This is a genomic window from Chryseobacterium lathyri (assembly GCF_019970085.1).
Lineage (GTDB): Bacteria > Bacteroidota > Bacteroidia > Flavobacteriales > Weeksellaceae > Chryseobacterium > Chryseobacterium lathyri.
Genome location: NZ_JAHXYG010000003.1, coordinates 296,857 through 316,264, shown reverse-complemented (window position 1 = coordinate 316,264; position 19,408 = coordinate 296,857). Strand labels below are relative to the sequence as shown.

Below are 19,408 nucleotides of genomic sequence, written 5' to 3'. Positions count from 1 at the left end.
CATTGTTTATAATTTGAACATTGTTCATTTTTTAGACAAAAAAATTTATAGCTTTTCCAGCATTTTCAAAAATTCGTTATACCCTTCAGCCATAATGGTGTCCGGACTGCTGAATTTTACACCTTTTGTTCTCTGACGAATTTCCAGACAGCACATACCGTGCACAAGGCTCCAGATCAAAAAAGATAATGCTTCTGAGTTATGCTCCTTAAAATGACCTTCTTGCATACAATCTTCCACCGTTTTTTTAACATACCCAAAAGTTTCATTTCCTTCTGACCACAGCTGATTTTTCTGTGTTTCAAGATAATCCATTGGTGCTCTCAGGTTGAACATAAGATCATACATTTCAGAATTTTCCATCGCAAACTTCATGTAGACAAATCCCATTTTTCGAAGCCTCAATAACGGATCTTCTTCACTGATTAAATCTCTGAAGTATCCACCCAGTTCCTGAAATCCTATGGAATGCAGATCATGAAAAATAGCATTCTTATCTTTAAAATAAACGTAAACGGTACCTACACTGTAATTTATTTCATCAGCAATATTTCTAATGGTGGTATATTCTATTCCTTTTTCCACAAAAAGTCTTTTTGCACCATTAAGAATGAGTAATCTTAAAGCTTCCTTTTCTTTTTGTTTTCTTTCACTTATGCTCATAAAATAATTTTATTATGCAAAGATATAATTATTTTTTGAACGTTGTTCATTTTAATTATACTTATCGGTATTTTTGTTCGTCTTATTAAATTCAAATATCTAAAAAGTGTTTGAAGATACGCTCATCTTGGTCACTAAAAGCCAAATGGCGCTACTTATTAAGACAAGTGGCGCCATTTTTATTTATTTCGATCACACTATTTGCTATGCAATAACATACCCATATCTTCAGTTCTTTCAATGTTTTTAAAAACCAAACATACCACCGGAAACACTTATTTGCTCTCCTGTAATCCAGGCTGCATCATCAGAAGCCAAAAATACGGCAGCTTTCGCAATATCTTCCGGCTGACCTCTACGGCCAAGTGGTGTATTGGCAACAAACATTTTTTCATAATCACTGCCTTTGGTAACACCAGCACTAATGGCACCTTCTGTTTCTGTAGCGCCTGGCAAAATAGAATTAATACGAACGTTTTTTACACCCAGTTCTTTCGACAAAGAAATCGTTATCGCATCTAATGCTGCTTTTGTTGAAGAATATAACGATACTCCCGCCATTGGCGATTTGCTTGCACCCGAACTGATATTAATGATATTGCCGCCTTTATCTCCAAACAGCTTTAAAGATGCTTGGATAGTCAATACAGAACCCAAAACATTGACGTTAAAATGCTTATGAAAAGCTTCTGCCGATACCTGTTCGATAGGTAAAAATTGTTGAAACACCGCGTTGTTTACCAAAATATCTAAGGTTCCGAAAGTTTTTTTAGTTTCTTCAAACAACCTGTTCACATCATCTTCATTAGATACATCGGCCTGTACTGCAATGGCTATGCCTCCATGATCTGTTATCTCCTTTACTACACTATCCGCTGCTTCTTTGCTTGAAGCATAATTTACAACGACCTTTGCGCCTTCATGGGCAAAGTACTTTGCGATTGAAGCACCTATTCCTTTTGCTGCACCAGTTACTACTGCTACTTTATTTTTTAATTTACTCATTACTTTTTATTACTTTTTTGTCTGTTAATATTCTTCATATTCTCGTTTTGAAGCTTGTACAAAGATGCAACCCTGTGATGAAGCGTTGGTTGACATACATCATTAAATAAGCTTGATATGGGTCAAGTCAGGTTGATGATCCAAATCAAATTAAGCTCATAACCAATTGTAATACTGTAAATTAAAATATTATTAAAAACACCCGGGAAACAAAACCAGTCAAGATCAAAACGGCATAAAATCCTTTTTAGCCTTATTTTTTATTCGAGCAAAATATTTTTTAAAGTAGGAAATTTGCTGAGAAAACAAATTGAAAAACCACTAGGTTTAATATGAAAACCCAAGTAATATGATTTGATCAATGATGAATTGAGAATTGTTATATTTTACGGGACTTCCTAGCTGATTATTATGAAAAGTTCTCCTTCAGGGAAAAAGCTGATGTATAATCTTTAATTTTATTAGCCGGCATTCGTCATGAATTATACAGTTAACATAAAAAGAAATTATTTTAAAAAGTTTTTCTTTATCCTGCTCAAAGTTTCTGGCGATAAACCCAGGTATGAAGCGATCATGTTTTGCGGAAACCGTTGCAGGAAATGAGGATAACTTCTGATCAGTTCTTCATAACGTTCTTCAGCCGTATAGCTATTTGAGGCCAACATTCTTTTTTGAGCTGCAATAGCGTAATTTTGATTGATTACATTCGTCATCGCTGAAAAGGCGGGAATATGCTTTAGAAACTGTTCAATTTCAGCATGAGTTGACTGTAGTATCTCAAGTGGCTCCAGTGCTTCAATATTAAAACGGCTTGGAGTCAACAGAAAAAAGCTTTCAAAATCGGCCAGCCACCAATTTTCCACAGATAGTTTCAGTATATGTTCATGCCCCTTATCATCTACCGCAAAGGTTCTGGCAGATCCTTTCACAATAAACCCAATGTATTTGCATACATCTCCTTCCTGTAAAAAATACTGTCTTTTTCGAAGTTTTTTGGGTTTGAAATGGACCATCAACAAATGCTTATCGTCTTCTGAAAGCTGTTTGCCTGATATTTTTTCTATGTAATCGAAAAACACTGGAAAATCAGACATCGTTTAAATAATTTATTGCAATTTACTTAAACTATCCGATAAACTAAAAGATAAGTATTCTAAAGTTTGAGGTACACTATCATAAATTTACAAGTAATAAATGTCATTTAATACCTTCAAAATCTTATCTATAGTTGTTAATAAAAGATTTGAATAGAGCCCGGTTATCAGCATGGAGAAATGCCTTGGTTTTGCGGACAAAAGCCTAAAAAACTTGGCGTAGAAATTTTAAATAAGGAAATTGCAGGAGATTGCCACGTTGATAGAAAACTGGTTACAGGAGATAGCCCACTTGCAGCCAATAAATTTGATAAAGTTTGTATAAAGGAACTTCTTGTCAATGAAAAATCAAAATTGAAGTACAGTTTGTAAAATTATTTTTCACAACGATGTATCAAAAATCTATTGAATTAAATCCGGATCATGAAAATGGACAACAGATGCTGTTGAACATTGAAAAAGAATAAACAATAAAACAGAAGATATTAAAAAAATCAGTCATTGATGTAATAAAACTTACTTGTGAATCGTCTTTATATTGAAATAGATAACCAGGAATAAAAATGAAAAAACTACATCTAGTCTTAATGCTGTCTTTAACCTTGAATATTTTTGCACAAAATGTAAAGGATAAAATAAAATCATTCGAAGACAATATGCTCAGTTGGGATAAATCGAAAACTAAGAAATGGACTTTAAAAGACAGGATGGCTTTCTATAATATGAATGCAGTAAGCATCGCAGTCATTAAAGATTACAAAGTAGAATGGGCTAAAGCTTATGGTTATGCAGATGTTGCTGAAAACAGACCAGCGAGCGTTCACACATTATTTCAGGCTGCATCTATCAGTAAATCCATTAATAGCTTAGGACAATTAAAGTTGGCTGAACAAGGAAAATTAAGCTTGGATGATGATATCAATAATTATTTGAAAAGCTGGAAATTCCCATACGATTCGATTTCAAAAGGAAAAAAAATTTCTATTGCGAACCTCTTAAGTCATAAAGCAGGTTTGTCTGTTCATGGTTTCGGAGGCTATCAAAGAGGAAAAGAACTCCCTACAATAATACAAATTCTTGATGGACTGAAACCATCAAATTCTATTGCGGTTCGGTCTGTGTTTGAGCCCAACCTTAAATTCCAGTATTCGGGTGGAGGAACAACTATTTCACAGTTAATCCTTGAAAATACAACAGGAGAAAAGTATGAAGATTATATGTTGAAAAATGTTTTGAAGCCATTAGGAATGAATGAAAGTTCTTATAATCAGCCTCCCTCTCCAGATAAAGAATTATTACTTGCAACAGCTTATAATAACGGAAAAGAGGTAAATGGAAAATATCATATTTATCCCGAAAAAGCCGCAGCCGGTTTATGGACCAATCCCAGTGATCTGGCAAAATATATCATCGAAACACAATTGTCATTATTAGGCAAATCAAATAAAATTTTGTCCAAAGAAATGTCTGTAAGGAGAATTGAGAATAATTACGGTGTATTTCTAAGTGATTTCAAAGGCACAAAATATTTTGCACACAGCGGAGGGAATGAAGGGTTTGTATGCTACTATATTGGAAGTGTTGAAGATGGAAACGGTTTAGCAGTAATGACTAATGGTAATAATTTTAAGCTGATAGAAGAAATCCTTTTAAGCATTGCCAGTTTAAACCAATGGAAAAACTACCCTATCGAGCCACAAAAGGAATCTATTGGCTTAACCATCAGAAAAGAATGCTTGAAAAATATTGATAAAGGAATTGCATTATATAAAGACCTTAAGAAAAACAAGCCAAATGACTACAATTTCTCCAACGAAAATGAATTGAATGAACTTGGTTATGAGTTTCTAAAAGATAATCAATTAGACGCAGCGCTTAAGATTTTTGATTTAAATGTCAATGAATTTCCAAAATCAGGAAATGTCTATGACAGTCGAGGCGAAGCTTATTTTAACAAAAAAGAATATACATTATCAAAAAGCGATTATCAGAAATCATTAGAATTAGACCCAACCAATAATAATGCGAAGGAAATGATTTTGAAAATCAATCAAATTTTTTCCACCAAAAATTAAATTGTTTTATAAAATGAGTGATGTAGTTCTTGCTTAATTTCACTTAAATGAACCAATTATCGATAAAAGTTTGAAGATAATATGTCTTGATCATATACAGTTAAACGGCACCACTTCTCTTAAAGTGGCGCCGTTTTTATTCTTTGGGATATCAGACTCAATCAGATTAATACTTTTTAAATATTCAGATAAGCATTCTGCTTAAGAAATATCTCTATTTCAGAATTTTCTATCTTAGGATTTGCACCGGAGTAGCTCGCTACCAAGGCACCGACAGCGCTTGCAAAATTTAAAGCATCAACAGGATTTTGATCGGACAGCAATTTCGCAATAAGGCTTGCCAAAAAAGAATCTCCTGCTCCTACTGTATCTGCCACTTTTACAGGATAACCTTCGTGTCTATAAAACTGATCATTCCATAGTAAGATAGATCCGTGTTTTCCTAAAGTTACACATATCGCTTTAGTGTTTGTTTTTTCTGATATGAATTTTATATTGGACTCAAGATCATCGGATTCAAAGCCCATTCCGGCAGCAATTTCCAGTATTTCCTCATCATTAAATTTGATAAAGTCTGCCCTGTTCATAAGCTTTTCAAGAAGCTGAATATTGTAAAAGGGCTTTCTTAGATTCACATCGAAAACTTTAAACATTTTATCGTTGGAATCCAATATGGAGAAAAGTGTTTTTTGGGAAACCTCATTTCTGCAGGCAAGGCTTCCATAGAAAAAGACATCGGCTTCTTTTACGGTATCTATTATTTTTTCGTCAACACTGATAAAATCCCACGCAGAAGGAAACTTGATCTCATACGTGGCAGAGCCGCGCTCATTTAAAGAGACCTGAACAATTCCTGTTTCATATTCCGGAGAAACAATAATTCCGGCGGTTTCAAGAGTATTTTCTTTGCCATAATCCAGAATTACTTTTCCGTCTTCATCATTTCCTACTGCACTGATCATTGTTACCGGAAAGCCATATGAAGCTGTTCTGAGAGCCAGATTAAGAGGAGCTCCCCCAATTTTTTTCTCTTCTCCAAAAACGTCGAAAAGTACTTCTCCAAAACTTATTACATTAATTTTCTTATTGATAAACATTAATTGGATTTTTGATATTGATATTATTGAATGAACTCTCTGAAGAGCTAAAAATACTCCATTTTTTATTAATAGATAAGATACTCCGAACCGGAATTCATTCCATAATCCGCAATTCTGTTTTTGAATATCGTTTTCATTAGCATTTTGTTTTAGTATCCGTTATTTTGTTTGTACAGTCCTTGGCTGAAATTGATCTGTGCCAAAGGAATCGGGCAGTATTCTTCAATTCCGTGGTCAAACCCCGCCTGCGAATAGTAAGATCTTTTAGTTTTTTCGACAGAATAATAGCTGTTCATCGTTCCTGCTGTAACGCCCCATCTTACGAGGTCAAAGAAACGGCTTCCTTCCATGGCAAACTCCATTCTTCTCTCCCATCGCAACGCTTTTCTTGCAAAATCCTGGTTCCATGTGCAGTTCACTCCCGGCTCATATTTACTGATCAGGTTGTTGGTGGTATAACTTCCTGTAAGCACCGTACTATTGGCAGCCCGCTGTCTCACCTGATTGATCAGTGGCAAAGCATCGTTATATTGTCCAAGTTCTATCAGCGCTTCAGCTTTCATCAGCAAAACATCGGAATATCTTATGATAATTCTGTTTTTGGAATTTCCGTAGAAAGGGTCAACATTCACGGTACAGCCACATCCTACAGGCACATTTTCCTTTAATGAAGAATAATACCCGTAAGTCCCGGGACTTCTGCTCCAGCTTTCCTGAAAAATTTTGTTTTCGTCGTATTTCCAAGGCAGTCCGGGCAAGGCAACGGTGTGATATAATCTGGGATCTACTTTGTAACTGTTCAGCTGGTTGTAATTCAGATCCACATCATTAAAAGTATCGAACATCGGTAATCCCTGCGGTGTCGTTTTGAATGCGTTCACCAGATTCTGGCTTGGCTTATGAAAATCACAGCATCCCAAACCTTGTGGTACAGAAAGCATATCTCCGAAATTGAGCCTTCCGAAAAGCGTACCGTCATTATCAGAATATTGAATGGAAAAGACTGCCTCCGGGCCGTTTTCGTGTGTTCCCGGCAGGAAATTGTACCCGAAATCCGGTTCCAATGTATAATTTCCGATCACCTGATTGGCAGCATCAATAGATTTCTGAAGGGTGACAGGATTTACCTGCGTTACTGTATAGTTATCATCCTGCTCATACGCCTGATACAGCCTTACTTTAGCAAGATAAGCATAGGCAGCGCTTTTCTTTGGTCTTCCCACTTCCGACTGTGTTGCAGGCAGATTAGCGGCTGCAAATTCAAAATTAGAGGCAATAGCTTCCCATAACTGCTGGTCTGTCTTTGCCCTGTTTGAGATTTTCGGATACTCATCAAGCGGTGTATTTTCATCTACATAAGGCACATATTTAAATAACGTTTTCAGTAAAAAGTAGTAATGTCCTCTTACGAAGCTCATCTCGGCAATCCGCTTTTGCTTGTTCGGATATTCGGAATCTGAAAGTTGCTTAAGTGCGGCAATCGCTTTGTTACATCTGGAAATTCCTACATAATTGAGATACCATAATCTGTCTAACTCACCAAAATCCGAACGGACGTTATTTGAAATTTCAAAAAAGTGGAATGTCTGGATATCATTGGTTCCGCTTCCTCCTTTGTACGCATCATCAGAACGAACGTTCCCATAGGGCCAAAGGCTGAAAGGGGTATCATAATGGTCGTTTCCAAGAGATGCATAGGCTGCAACCACAAAACCATCCACATTCTGAGGCGTTACCACGTCGGCTTCCGACAGGACACCTCTCGGCTCATTGTCCAGAAAATCGTTGCAGGAAGTAGTTCCCAGCAGAAAAGCAAAAGCTATTGTTAAAAGTATATTCTTTTTCATTTTTTATTATTTAAAAATTATAGGGAAAAATTAACTCCAAAATTGAATGTCAGCGGTAACGGATAACCGAATGCCGGTGTTTCGGGATCTACTCCTGTAAAGCTTTTCGATTTTATCGTCCAAAGATTCTGAACACTTGCATACATCCTGAAATTGACAATATTATAATGCTCCATTAAAGATTTCGGAAACGTATAGCCCAACTGTAAAACCCTCAGCTTCAGATAACTTCCGCTTTCTACATAATATGATGAGAATCTGGATTCTGCATTACTGTCCACTGTCGTAAGCGCAGGAATATCCGAATTGGGATTTTGCGGCGACCACGCATTCAGAAGCCTTGTCCCTTTATTGGAACCGACATCATCCACACTCCAGAAATCAGTCTGGTATTTTTTTGAATTAATGACATCTACATCACCGATGCCCTGCCAGAATGTTGAAAGATCAAAGTTTTTATATGAAAAGTTAAGGTTGATACCATACATAAATCCCGGATTCGGATTGCCAATCCACGTTCTGTCTTTGTCGTCAATCATTCCATCACCATTTAGATCTGCATAGCGGATTCTTCCCAAACCTTTACCTGACTGACTGGCAGAATTATCCACTTCTGCCTGCGTCCTGAAAAGTCCGTCGGCAACATAACCGTACATTGAATTAATGGGGCGTCCCAGAATATTATCCGTTGTTCCGTTTCCACCGTAATTATTGATAACTGATTGCGGAAGTTCGGTAATTTTGTTACGGTTCATCGAGATGTTCCCTGAAACTTCGTAACGGAAACCGCCTGCTGTTTCATTCTGATAGGACAATGCAACCTCGATCCCTTTGTTTTCCATAGATGCCCCATTGATCCATCGATCTCCTCCTTCTCCGATCACCCCAAGATAAGGTGGTAATACCAAGATGTCTTTTGTTGCTTTTTTATATACATCGATACTCCCTGTCAGTTTTTGATTAAAAAATCCGAAATCCAGACCGAGATTGGTTTGTGTGGTGGTTTCCCATCTCAAGTCGTCATTTTTTGTCTGAGTTGCGATAAATCCTGATGGTAATAACCCACTTCCGACACCGGAAATATCGTAGGCTGTGCCATAAGATGTTGCCCACGTTGGATTTCCTCCCGCATAATTTGCTATATAAAGGGAATAAACCGCCGAATTGCTGATTTCCTGGTTTCCGGTCTGTCCCCAACCTGCTCTTAATCTCAAATCTGAGAAAAACGGAATAAGATGTTCCGCAAAATGTTCTTTATTGATTCTCCATCCTGCCGAAAATGCAGGGAATGTTCCGAAACGGTTGTTTTTACCGAATCTTGAAGAGCCGTCGTAACGCATTGTTGCAGAAAAAAGGTATCGGTTGTCATAATCGTAAGAGAATTTTCCGAAGTAGGACAACAGGCTGTAATACGTGGAGCTTCCACCGTTGAAAGCATCTCCTGTACCCGCATCTGGATACATATAATCCGGTGTTTCTATCAGGAATCCTTCTTTTCTAAGCCACGTATTTTTAAATGTATCCTTGTACATTTCCATTCCGCCCAACACATCAAAATGGTGTTTTCCTGCTTTTGCGGTGTATTGTGCTGTATTGGACCACGTCCATTTCTCAGTGTCTGACTGGTCGATGTTCACTGCATTGGTTTTGTTTTGCAGATAACCCGAAACATAGCTTCTTTGCAGCATTCTTTTGTAATAATTGGAAAGATCGATTCCGAAGCTGGATTTTAAGGTCAGATTTTTCACAGGCTGCAATTCGGCATAAACATTTCCGAAGAATCTTTGATATTGGTAGCCATTGTCTTTATTGTATTCCAAAAGTCTGACAGGATTTTGCCGGTCATTCATTCCGCCAACCGGACCGCCCCACCCGATTCCGTCTACAGTATGAACGGGAATGATGGGCAAAGCACGTAATGCGGGATCCAAAACGCCCGGATCCATAAGCTCATTGGTTTTATTAAAGGTGAAATTTTCTCCGATTTTCAGTTTTCCGTCAAAAAAGTTGTAAGAGGTATTGACGCGGGCAGACAATCTTTTGAAATTGGTAAGCTTCACGATTCCATCATTGTTATAATATCCCAAAGAGAAAAAGTAAGAACCTTTGTCCGAAGCGCTAGAAGCAGAAACATCCAGCGAATTGGCAACACCTGTCTGCGAAACCTCATCATACCAGTTGGTATCGGCTGACTTTATGGTTTTTGCGGCATCCAGATATTCAGGAACATTGCTGTTATATAAGGTCGGAACACCATTCTGAACACCCCAGTCGAAATTGTAGCTTAAATTGTTGCTATTAGGGTTCAGTCCGTCATTGATGTTGGCCTGCCAAAGCACCTGTCCGAATTGTTTGGCATTCAGAACCTCTGTTTTTTTAGTATACTGTGAATACGCCGTATAATAATTAAGGTCGATTCTCATCTTCCCTTTTTTACCTTTTTTGGTAGTGATAATGATAACACCATTAGCAGCCCTGGAACCGTAGATACTTGCCGAAGATGCATCTTTCAGCACCTGCATCGTTTCGATATCGCTTGGGTTGAGTTCGTTCATTCCGGCTTTTGTGGGAACACCGTCAATCACATAAAGTGGATCTGTATTATTTAACGTTCCCACACCACGAATCAGCACTTTGGTATTACTGCCGGAAGGAGATCCGTCGGCTGTGATATTAACACCTGCTACTCGTCCCTGCAAAGATTTAATTGGATTCGGTTCGGTCTGCTTGTTCAGGTCTTTCATATCCACCACGGAAACCGCACCGGTAATGTCTGCTTTTTTCTGCTTAGTATATCCGGTTACGATGACCTCATCTATACTTTCTATTTTCTCTGCAGCTAAAACGATGTTAAGAATCGTCTTTTCATCTACAACCACTTCACGGGTGGAATAATCGGGATAAGTGAAAATTAAAGTATTCCCTTTTTGCAGATCATTAATCTGAAATGCACCACTACTGTCTGTGGTGGTATTGGCTCCTGTTTCCGAAACGGTTACAATAACCCCGCTCAGCGGTTTCTGATTTGAGGAAACTACCTTACCTTTAATGACTTCCTGCGCAAATACATACGAAAAAGGCAGAAGGCAAAAGGCGATGGCTATTTTGTATTTCTTCATAGTATAGTTTTTATTTGATATTAATCTGATGTGCATTGATGCTCAGAGTACTTCCTTTTGTATCTGTGGATAAGCTCAGTTCCGAAAAGCTTTCATTAGGGAAGAAGATTTCGGTCATTACCTTTTCGCCATTATTGAAGAAAATTTCGATGGAAGTTTTATCCAGGACAATTTTGAACGCTGCATTTTGGTAGTTTTTTGCTAATGGAGCTTTTGAAACCCTGTCTGCAAAATTGCCCTTAAAATCGGTTTTCCCGGATTGGGTACGGTCAATAAACAGCTCTTGCTTGTTATTATCAATTCCGAAAATCACCTGTTCTCCCAATGAATTTTTCAAAGCAAAAGTGTAAACTCCTTTGGTCATTTTTTTGAGATCAACATCTAACACTGCTTTGGAAAGATCTATTTCTCCTTTGCCGATGAGCTTTTTATCAGAAACAAGGCTAATTTCTTTTCTGATTGTTTTTCCTTCATAATTTTTGAGTTGGGAAACAGGATTATTTTTCAAAATATAACCTTCTTTAGTCCGTTTTAAAGTTACTTCACGAGGAATAGTAGAACTTCCTCTCCATTTTTCCGTAGGCACATTCGGTGAATAATCCCAGTTTGACATCCATCCGATAATCACTCTTTTATTATCCGGAACATTATCAAAAGAAACGCTCGCATAATTATCGCGCCCCCAATCCAGCCAGACCACTTTTTCTTTTTCGAGCTGCTTTGTAAAAATATCATCCATTTTGAAGGTTTTTCCGTCAAAATCACCTACAAAATACTGGGCAGCAGAGCCACCGTTTGGGCCACCCGGATTGATGTTAACGATAAGCACCCATTTTTCTTCATTGGTTCCTTCTATCTTTATGGGGAAAAGATCCGGACACTCCCAAACACCACCGTGTCCGCCGGAATCTTTACCAAATTCTGAAAGGAAGGTCCAGTCTTTCAGGTTTTTTGAGGCATAAAAATGCTGCCTGTTCTGTACCGCCAATCCCATTACCCATTGTTTTCTTTTGGCATCCCAGAAAACTTTCGGATCTCTGAAATCTTTTATTCCGGGATTTTTCAATACAGGATTGTTACTGTATTTGGTCCAGGTTTTTCCATTATCCAAAGAATAAGCGATTGCCTGAGACTGTGCGTCAATTTCTCCGGCTTTCTCTTTCTTCATATCGTGATAGGTAAAAATTGCCACCAACGGAACATTCTTCCCATCACCAAAACCTGATGTATTATCCTTATCCACAACTGCACTTCCTGAGAATATCGCACCTTTTTCATCATAGGCAATGGCAGGAGCCAGTTCTTCCCATTTTATAAGATCTTTGCTGATGGCGTGTCCCCAATGCATCTTACCAAAATCCGGCACGCTCTGAAACGGCGTATACTGGAAAAATAAATGATAAGTTCCGTTGAGATAAAACAGACCGTTTGGATCATTCATCCAGCCCTTTTGAGGCGTGAAGTGGTAATTGGGTCTGTAAAGCTGCTCTTCGGACGTTTTCAAATCCGACTGTGCGTTGAGCCCGGAATAAAACGTTGCAGCAATGATTAAAGTTGATATGATTCTCTTCATTATGATTATTTAATAGGAATTTTTTGAATTATTTTAAAAACACTTTATTCAATTTATAGAGGTGTTCTTTCTGATGATTATATTGATTTGTACATCTATTTCGTCAGTGTTTTGCTTAATTTTTCCAGAGATATACCCTTTGTTTCCGGCATCATAAACATCACGAATAATAATTGGAATACCATTGCAATGGTAAAGACTAAAAACACAGTCCCTGCTCCGATAGTAGAAAATAATGTAGGAATCAGTGATGGAATAATCGCTGCCAGAAGCCAGTGTGTGGAACTTCCGAAAGCCTGCCCCGATGCCCTAAGATGATTCGGAAAAATCTCCGAGATAAATACCCAAATCACCGTTCCCTGACCAATAGCGTGAGAAGCAATGAAGAGGAACAGGAAAATAGGAATCGCCAATCCCGACCAGTGGAAATAAAACGCCATAGAAACCAATCCCAGAGAAATGATATACCCTACGGAACCTAAATACATCAGTGTTCTTCTCCCAACTTTATCAATGAGGTTGACCCCAACCAGAGTGAAAACCATATTCACAACACCGATCCCAATACTGCTGAGAAGTGCTGTTTTCTCGCCCAAACCTGCTTCGCCAAAAATCCTTGGTGCATAATACAGGAATGCGTTGATACCCGACATCTGATTAAAAAAGGCTACTAGAAAAGCCAACATCAGCGGAAAACGGTATTTTTTCATAAAGATATTTTCCTTTGGTGATTCTGCGTGGTCATCTTCCATCTGCGTGATCAAAGTTTCAGAATCCTGATCCGGACTCAGGATTTTCATCACTTTTTTCGCTTCTTCTATTCTGGAATGGGAAACCAGCCATCTCGGACTTTCCGGAATGGTGAATACACATAATGTATAAATGGCTGCAGGAATTGCCTGTACACCAAGCATCCATCTCCAGTCGTTATCGCCGATACCGCTTAATAAATAATTTGATAAAAATGCAATTAAAATCCCCAGAACAATATTAAACTGATACAGTGAAACCATCCTTCCGCGGTCTTTTGCAGGTGCAATCTCTGAAATATAAGCCGGTGCAGCAATCGTAGAAGCACCTACTCCTAAACCACCCATAAACCTGAAAAATGCAAACAGATAAGGATCATTGGAAAGTGCAGTTCCTATGGCAGAAAATGCATATAAGACACCAATGATCAAGAGCGTTTTTTTCCGTCCTAATGTATTGGTCGGGATTCCGCCGAAAATAGCCCCTATCACTGTACCCCATAATGCCATCCCCATCACAACCGCTCCGTGAAATGCATCTGAGCTGTTCCAGAGTGTCTGCAATTTTTTGTCTGCGCCGGAAATCACTACCACGTCAAATCCAAAAAGAAATCCTGCCAAAGCTGCCGTAATAGACCACATAAGAATTTTATTCATTCTTTAAAATATTTATTTGTTTGTGGCTAATATATCCCGGGGCGGTAATCCGAAGGTCTAATTATGTAACTAAATATTTCGGCAAGGTTAATTATTTGTTAAGTAATTTCAACAAACTGAAATTCAATAATTTACTGAAAAATAAATTTATTAAAGTTTAATCAGGTTTCAAAAATGTAACATTGTTTTATAAAAATGTTACGTGACTTTTGGTGTTTATAAGATTTATAACCATTTACTATTATGAAAATTTCATCCAAAAAATGAGTCAAGGCATGTGGTTTTTGGGGTCAGGAACTTTTAGAAATTATAATTCGTATGGAAAGCTGTTTATTCGTCCGGATGAAGGTGCATTATTCAGAACGTATAATAAAAAAGCAGCAGTTTGATTTTCTGCTGCTGGATATGATAAAAATAGTATATGTGAAAATTGATATTAAATATAAGTTAAGCTTTAGGTTTTGTTATTACAATATTACATTCAAATAGGTAACCATTTGATTTTACAAACTTTTTTATCACTCCTTCCCTGCAGACTTTCTAAAAGCATTCGGCGATACGCCAAATTTATTTTTAAAAACAGTGGAGAAATAATTCGGGGAAGAAAACCCGGTTTTGTATGCAATCTCAGAAATAGTCAGTTCAGGATTTTGAAGCATCGATTTGGCCTGTTCCAGGCGGAAATTGTTGATATAATCACTCACATTCACATCAAACATCGCTTTTATCTTTCTATAAAGTTGAATTCTGGAAATATTGAGCAGGTCTGCAAGATTTTCTACTGAGAAATCGGGATTATCGATATTGGTTTTGATAAGTTGATTCAGATTATTCACAAATGTTTGCTCCATGCTTCCGAACGATTTACTGTCCACAATTCTGCCGATATTATTTGTATAGTAATAACGCAGTTTTTCGCGGTTGTAAAGCAGCGCACGCAGTGACTGTATCAGAATAGGGTAACTGAAAGGTTTTGTGAGGTAAAGGTCAACGCCGGATTTCAGTCCCTGCAGGTAGGATTCTTTATTATCCAAAGCAGTCAGAAGAATAACCGGAATATGTGATGTACGAAGATCATTTTTTAGGATTTCGCAGATTTCAAAACCGTTTTTGTCCGGAAGATTGACGTCACAGACGATAATATCCGGAATTTCACTCAATGCCTTATCAATTGCATCCGTACCGTCAGAAACCATTACTTCAAACTCATTCTGAAGCTTTTTGCTTAGAAAGAAGGATAAATCCGAATTATCCTCTACCAAAAGCAGCGAATAACGTTCGCCCTGAAACTCCTGATTTTGGGTAATCGTCTCGTCTTCCAATCCTGTAAAAACAGTATCTTTTGCCAGACTTTCAGCATCTGCGAGACTGGGTTCTTTCACCATTTGGTCTTCGTTGAAATGCTTGTTTCCCTTGTAAAGGCTGATGGTAAATTCCGTTCCCTGAAAAGAGTGCACTTCTATCTTCCCGAGATGAAGCTCTATGAACTGCCTGCTAAGATGAAGCCCGATTCCTGAACTGTTTTTTCTGTTGTTGGAACCTTTGAAATAAGCTTCAAAGACATTGCTGACCTCTTTTTCGGGGATTCCGATTCCGTTATCTTTAAAGCTGATGACCGCCTGATTGCCTTTTTCCTGAATCGTGATTTCAATCTTTCCATTGTCTGGCGTAAATTTGAAAGCATTCGATAAAAGGTTGAAATAGACTTTATCCATCAGATTTCTGTCGATATAAAGCTCAAGGTTTTTATTTTGTGAATGAATTTCAAATTTGATATTTCTTTTCTTAGCTTCATTTTCAAAATCACGAAAAATCGCATAGGTAAAATCATAAATATTCGTCTTGGAAACTCTTAGGTTAAAAGTTTGATTTTCTATTTTCCTAAAATCTAATAAATTATCAACTAATCGCAATAATCGGTTAGAGTTTTTATTGATCAGCTCCAACTCATAGGATGGTTTTGCACCTTTAGTTTTACCGGAATCCATCAAAGATTCCAATGAACTGAGAATAAGCGTGATGGGTGTTTTAAATTCATGAGACAATCCCGTGAAAAAATTAACCCTTGCCTCATTACTGTCTTTCAACTCATTGGCAATGGTTTCAATCTGGTTTCTTTGAATAGTAATTCTCTCGTTGGTAAGGGTAAGCTGCTTATTTTTTATCTTGATCGCATAAATAAGGTAAATAGAATAAGCAACCAGGCAAAACATCAATATCAACAATATGATAGACCAGCGGAACAATTCTTTTTGCGAAGAATAAAGCTCGAACTGCTTTTTAACTGCCTGTACCTGATTTTCTATAATCCCTTGTTGCTCAATGATTTTATCAAACTGATTACGCATAATTTCCGCATTCATTCTGTCGATGATCGTTGTGCTGAGCTTGATTCGTTTGGGAACGGCAACACCGTTATGAATTTTAATTGCAGTCTCAATGGCTTCGGCCCCACCTGTCGGATACAATAAAGTGGCGTTCAGCTTTCCATCTAACACCAATTGTATTCCGCCGTCTTTCGTATTCAGTCCGTCAATGCCGATAAATTTGATTTGATTTTCCAAACCTTTATTCCTTGCAGCCTGCCACGCAATGGCGGCAAGCTCATCATTAAAAGCAAAAACATACAGACTTTGATTTCCCAAGGAATCAAGTGTTTTCCGGAAAGCGTCTACAGGAAGACCTTTAAAGGTTTTTATCAGATCTGTGTTGGGATTGTTTTTGATGATTTCCTGAAAGCCGAGACTTCTTTCTATGGTTGGAGAGGAATTGTCATCGCCACTTATTTCGATAACTTTTTTATAATTTTTGGAATCTGAAAGAATGTAACTGGCCGCTTCTTTACCAATCTCCAAGTTGTCTGCACCTATATAGGTTGTATATTGTTCTGAATTGATTTTCCTGTCGAGCAAAATAACCGGAATATTTTTGGCAGCCGCTTTTTCCACTACAGGAATCAAGGATTCTGGATCAATCGGTGAGATAATAATCACATCCACCTTACGATCGATCATTTTTTGTATGTCCTGAACCTGCTTGCTAACCGAATTTTCTGCTTTCTGTATATTCAGCTCTACTTCGGAATGGAGTGATGCCTGTATCTCCATAGCATGGTTCATTGTCAATCTCCAGGGATGATTTCCCAACCCCTGTGAAAATCCGATACTTATTTTGTCTGAAGTTTTCTGAGATTCTTTACAAGAAGAAAAAACAAGGAAAAACAGAAGAAATAACATTCTATAAGCCTGAGGAAAACCAAAAACTTTCAAAAATTTTATTGTTGACATATGAACACAATATTAATGAAGTTGTTGCAGACAGGCAATTTTTAATTACAGTATTTTGTATTCAATCTTCTCTATTTATTATATACATATTTGATTTGATTCATAAGGTGACAGAAATTCTGACTAATTTTAGCAGTATTGTCAAGTTTAATCAATAGTTCTTGCTGGTTCATAGTACAGTATGACCGAGCCTCCGCTAAAGGTTTGCGTTCTTAAGAGCTTAAGAATAATCCTGCTATTTATGTTTTCAAATAACGGCAGACCATTTCCAACAACAACAGGGTAAACACATAGCTGGAATTCGTCTATCAGATTAAGTTTCATTAATTGGATAATCAGGCTTCGGCTTCCTACTAAAATATCTTTACCTGTTTGCTGTTTTAATTTCAGGACCTCTTCTTTCAACTCCCCAGCGGCTAACTTTGCACTTTCCCATTCTATATTTTTCAGACTGTTGGAAAATACGATTTTAGGGATTTTATCAATTGCCTGTGCAAAATCGTCCATTGATTTTTCACCTGAGGGATTCTTTACATAAGGTCGCCAATATTCCATAAGCTGATAGGTTATTCTACCATATAAAATAACATCTGCCTGGTTTAACAGATCAGTATAATGCTTATGTATTTCTTCATCGGGAATACCTGCCGTATGATCACAAAATCCATCAAGTGTCATATTAAATGCCGCAATTATTTTTCTCATATCGGTCTAATGATTTTATTTGATCATTAAATTTAAAAATTTACATTTTATCGGGGCTTTGCATAGGACAAGAAAAATGTTCAAAGAATAATTTTGAATTCTTTGTCAGTTACTAAAAGGACTATACTCAGAATGCACATTAGCAGTGAATTGTAATAGTGTTCATATTCATTATGTGACATGTGTGTTGTAAAAGCACCTACTGCAAAAGGAAAAAGTATTAATACAGCAAGATTCTTTATTGGTGGTTTAAACAATCCAATTATCAATAGCACAACGCCAATTAACTCGCCAATGCCGATTAATATTGTCCACGTTTTATTAAATCCTAAGTTCTGCATATTCTGCATCATAGTCTGTTTTTGAAATACTTTAAATAACGAAGCGTATCCAAATACATACAGATAGTAGGCATATGCACTCCAATGAATTAATGTTTTAATTACCGTCATTTTGTTGATTTTAGAATTAAGACAAATTTATTTTTTAACTTTCAGAATTAAAAGAACTGACAAAATTGTATGGTACTAATAAAAAAGTATGTATGAATAAAAGGAAAATAAACTCTACAAATCATATTAACGAAGTTCAGATAAATGAGAATTGTGGAATTGCTTACACATTATCATTAATAGGAGGAAGATGGAAAATTAATATTCTTTCTTATTTACTAAACGAAAATAGGTTACGTTACAATGAATTATTAAAACGTCTGCCAGGAATTTCAGAACGCATGCTTATTGCAAAATTGAAAGAGTTGGAAAATGATAATTTGATAAATAGAATTGTTTATCAACAAGTTCCTCCAAAGGTTGAATATGAGTTAACGGATTTAGGGAAGTCATTATCGGATATAATGAAATTAATGGACAGTTGGGGAGAAAAACAATTAAAAATGTAAAATGACAAGCAAGTTTGCGTCAGACGGACAGATTTATAAAACCCAACTTTTTTTTATAAATTTGGTTCAATTCAAGGTTTAACGTTTGTGCGCAATTTCCCACCCGAATGCCAGGCTGCGAACCTTTAGCGATCATTGTAAAAAGATAACCCATTCAAATTTAAAAGCATGATAAACGACAATAAACATTTAAAGGACTTTGAAAATTTTATGCAAGTAAGACTTAAAGCCTCAGGAGATTTTGTAGAAGGAAAATTTGAACCTTTAGAGAAAATATCTGTAAAAAAATCTCCTGCAACAATTTTCCCACCACCAGGAATCTGTATTCAAGGTGCCAGCGAAGTAAATACTTTCAATAAAGAAGGTGCGACCAATTTCCTACCCGGTGCCAAAAATAAATTTGAGGTAATGCATCAGGATGCGGATGAGCATTTGGCATATTGGACAGGTATTCAACGTTCGACAGTGAAAATGAAAGGGCAAGACAATGACGTTATATTTAATTTAAGAGTGACAGAGATATTTCGAAAAGAGAACGACGAATGGAAATTAATGCATCGCCATGCAGACAAACTAACAGAATAATAAAAGGCAATGATATACTAAAATGCACCCAAAATTTTTGTTTCTTCA

Annotated in this window: 15 protein-coding genes; 4 read left to right on the top strand and 11 right to left on the bottom strand. The window is 37.0% G+C overall.

All coding sequences use genetic code 11. The features are described 5' to 3' along the window. Positions 1-45: 45 nt before the first annotated feature. The 3 genes from LC418_RS10790 to LC418_RS10780 form a co-directional block, all read right to left on the bottom strand. A complete protein-coding gene (locus LC418_RS10790) occupies positions 46-663 on the bottom strand; it encodes a TetR/AcrR family transcriptional regulator (RefSeq protein WP_111954665.1) in 618 nt (205 codons plus the stop codon). Between the two features lie 246 nt (positions 664-909). Continuing rightward, the gene (locus LC418_RS10785; RefSeq protein WP_223559108.1) at positions 910-1,668 is read right to left on the bottom strand and encodes an SDR family NAD(P)-dependent oxidoreductase; all 759 of its coding nucleotides are present in this window, start codon (positions 1,666-1,668) and stop codon (positions 910-912) included. Between the two features lie 506 nt (positions 1,669-2,174). Further along, a complete protein-coding gene (locus LC418_RS10780; RefSeq protein ID WP_223559107.1) occupies positions 2,175-2,762 on the bottom strand; it encodes a Crp/Fnr family transcriptional regulator in 588 nt (195 codons plus the stop codon). A 563-nt stretch (positions 2,763-3,325) separates the two neighbouring features. On the opposite strand from LC418_RS10780, the gene LC418_RS10775 reads away from it, so the two are divergent. Then, positions 3,326-4,837, top strand: coding sequence for a serine hydrolase (locus LC418_RS10775; RefSeq protein ID WP_223559105.1), 1,512 nt, complete (start codon positions 3,326-3,328; stop codon positions 4,835-4,837). A gap of 176 nt (positions 4,838-5,013) precedes the next feature. Here LC418_RS10775 and LC418_RS10770 read toward each other — a convergent pair whose 3' ends face one another. From LC418_RS10770 to LC418_RS10750, 5 genes are all read right to left on the bottom strand, one after another. Continuing rightward, the gene (locus tag LC418_RS10770) at positions 5,014-5,934 is read right to left on the bottom strand and encodes a carbohydrate kinase family protein (RefSeq protein ID WP_223559104.1); all 921 of its coding nucleotides are present in this window, start codon (positions 5,932-5,934) and stop codon (positions 5,014-5,016) included. A 152-nt stretch (positions 5,935-6,086) separates the two neighbouring features. Further along, positions 6,087-7,784: a RagB/SusD family nutrient uptake outer membrane protein gene (locus tag LC418_RS10765; RefSeq protein WP_111954655.1), complete on the bottom strand. Its 1,698-nt coding sequence runs from the start codon at positions 7,782-7,784 to the stop codon at positions 6,087-6,089. Between the two features lie 17 nt (positions 7,785-7,801). Continuing rightward, on the bottom strand, positions 7,802-10,903 hold the full coding sequence (locus LC418_RS10760; RefSeq protein ID WP_223559102.1) for a SusC/RagA family TonB-linked outer membrane protein: 3,102 nt from the start codon (positions 10,901-10,903) through the stop codon (positions 7,802-7,804). Positions 10,904-10,913: 10 nt separating this feature from the next. Next, a complete protein-coding gene (locus LC418_RS10755) occupies positions 10,914-12,476 on the bottom strand; it encodes a glycoside hydrolase family 32 protein (protein ID WP_223559101.1) in 1,563 nt (520 codons plus the stop codon). Positions 12,477-12,571: 95 nt separating this feature from the next. After that, the gene (locus LC418_RS10750; RefSeq protein ID WP_111954651.1) at positions 12,572-13,882 is read right to left on the bottom strand and encodes a sugar porter family MFS transporter; all 1,311 of its coding nucleotides are present in this window, start codon (positions 13,880-13,882) and stop codon (positions 12,572-12,574) included. A 263-nt stretch (positions 13,883-14,145) separates the two neighbouring features. Between LC418_RS10750 and LC418_RS20910 the strand changes: the two genes are divergently transcribed. Next, a complete protein-coding gene (locus LC418_RS20910; protein ID WP_262901784.1) occupies positions 14,146-14,271 on the top strand; it encodes a hypothetical protein in 126 nt (41 codons plus the stop codon). A gap of 129 nt (positions 14,272-14,400) precedes the next feature. Here the strand turns inward: LC418_RS20910 and LC418_RS10745 are convergent, their stop codons facing one another. The 3 genes from LC418_RS10745 to LC418_RS21125 all read right to left on the bottom strand — a co-directional run bounded on the left by LC418_RS10745 (position 14,401) and on the right by LC418_RS21125 (position 18,326). Beyond that, positions 14,401-17,169: a substrate-binding domain-containing protein gene (locus LC418_RS10745; protein WP_223559099.1), complete on the bottom strand. Its 2,769-nt coding sequence runs from the start codon at positions 17,167-17,169 to the stop codon at positions 14,401-14,403. 147 nt (positions 17,170-17,316) lie between these two features. Further along, entirely contained in the window at positions 17,317-17,874 is a 558-nt protein-coding gene (locus LC418_RS10740; RefSeq protein ID WP_223559098.1) for a dihydrofolate reductase family protein, read from the bottom strand. A gap of 80 nt (positions 17,875-17,954) precedes the next feature. After that, positions 17,955-18,326: a DoxX family protein gene (locus LC418_RS21125; RefSeq protein WP_111954645.1), complete on the bottom strand. Its 372-nt coding sequence runs from the start codon at positions 18,324-18,326 to the stop codon at positions 17,955-17,957. 92 nt (positions 18,327-18,418) lie between these two features. On the opposite strand from LC418_RS21125, the gene LC418_RS10730 reads away from it, so the two are divergent. Then, positions 18,419-18,775, top strand: a complete 357-nt coding sequence (locus LC418_RS10730; RefSeq protein WP_111954643.1) for a winged helix-turn-helix transcriptional regulator — start codon at positions 18,419-18,421, stop codon at positions 18,773-18,775. 168 nt (positions 18,776-18,943) lie between these two features. After that, positions 18,944-19,360, top strand: a complete 417-nt coding sequence (locus LC418_RS10725; RefSeq protein ID WP_223559096.1) for a Cif family virulence factor — start codon at positions 18,944-18,946, stop codon at positions 19,358-19,360. Positions 19,361-19,408: the final 48 nt, after the last annotated feature.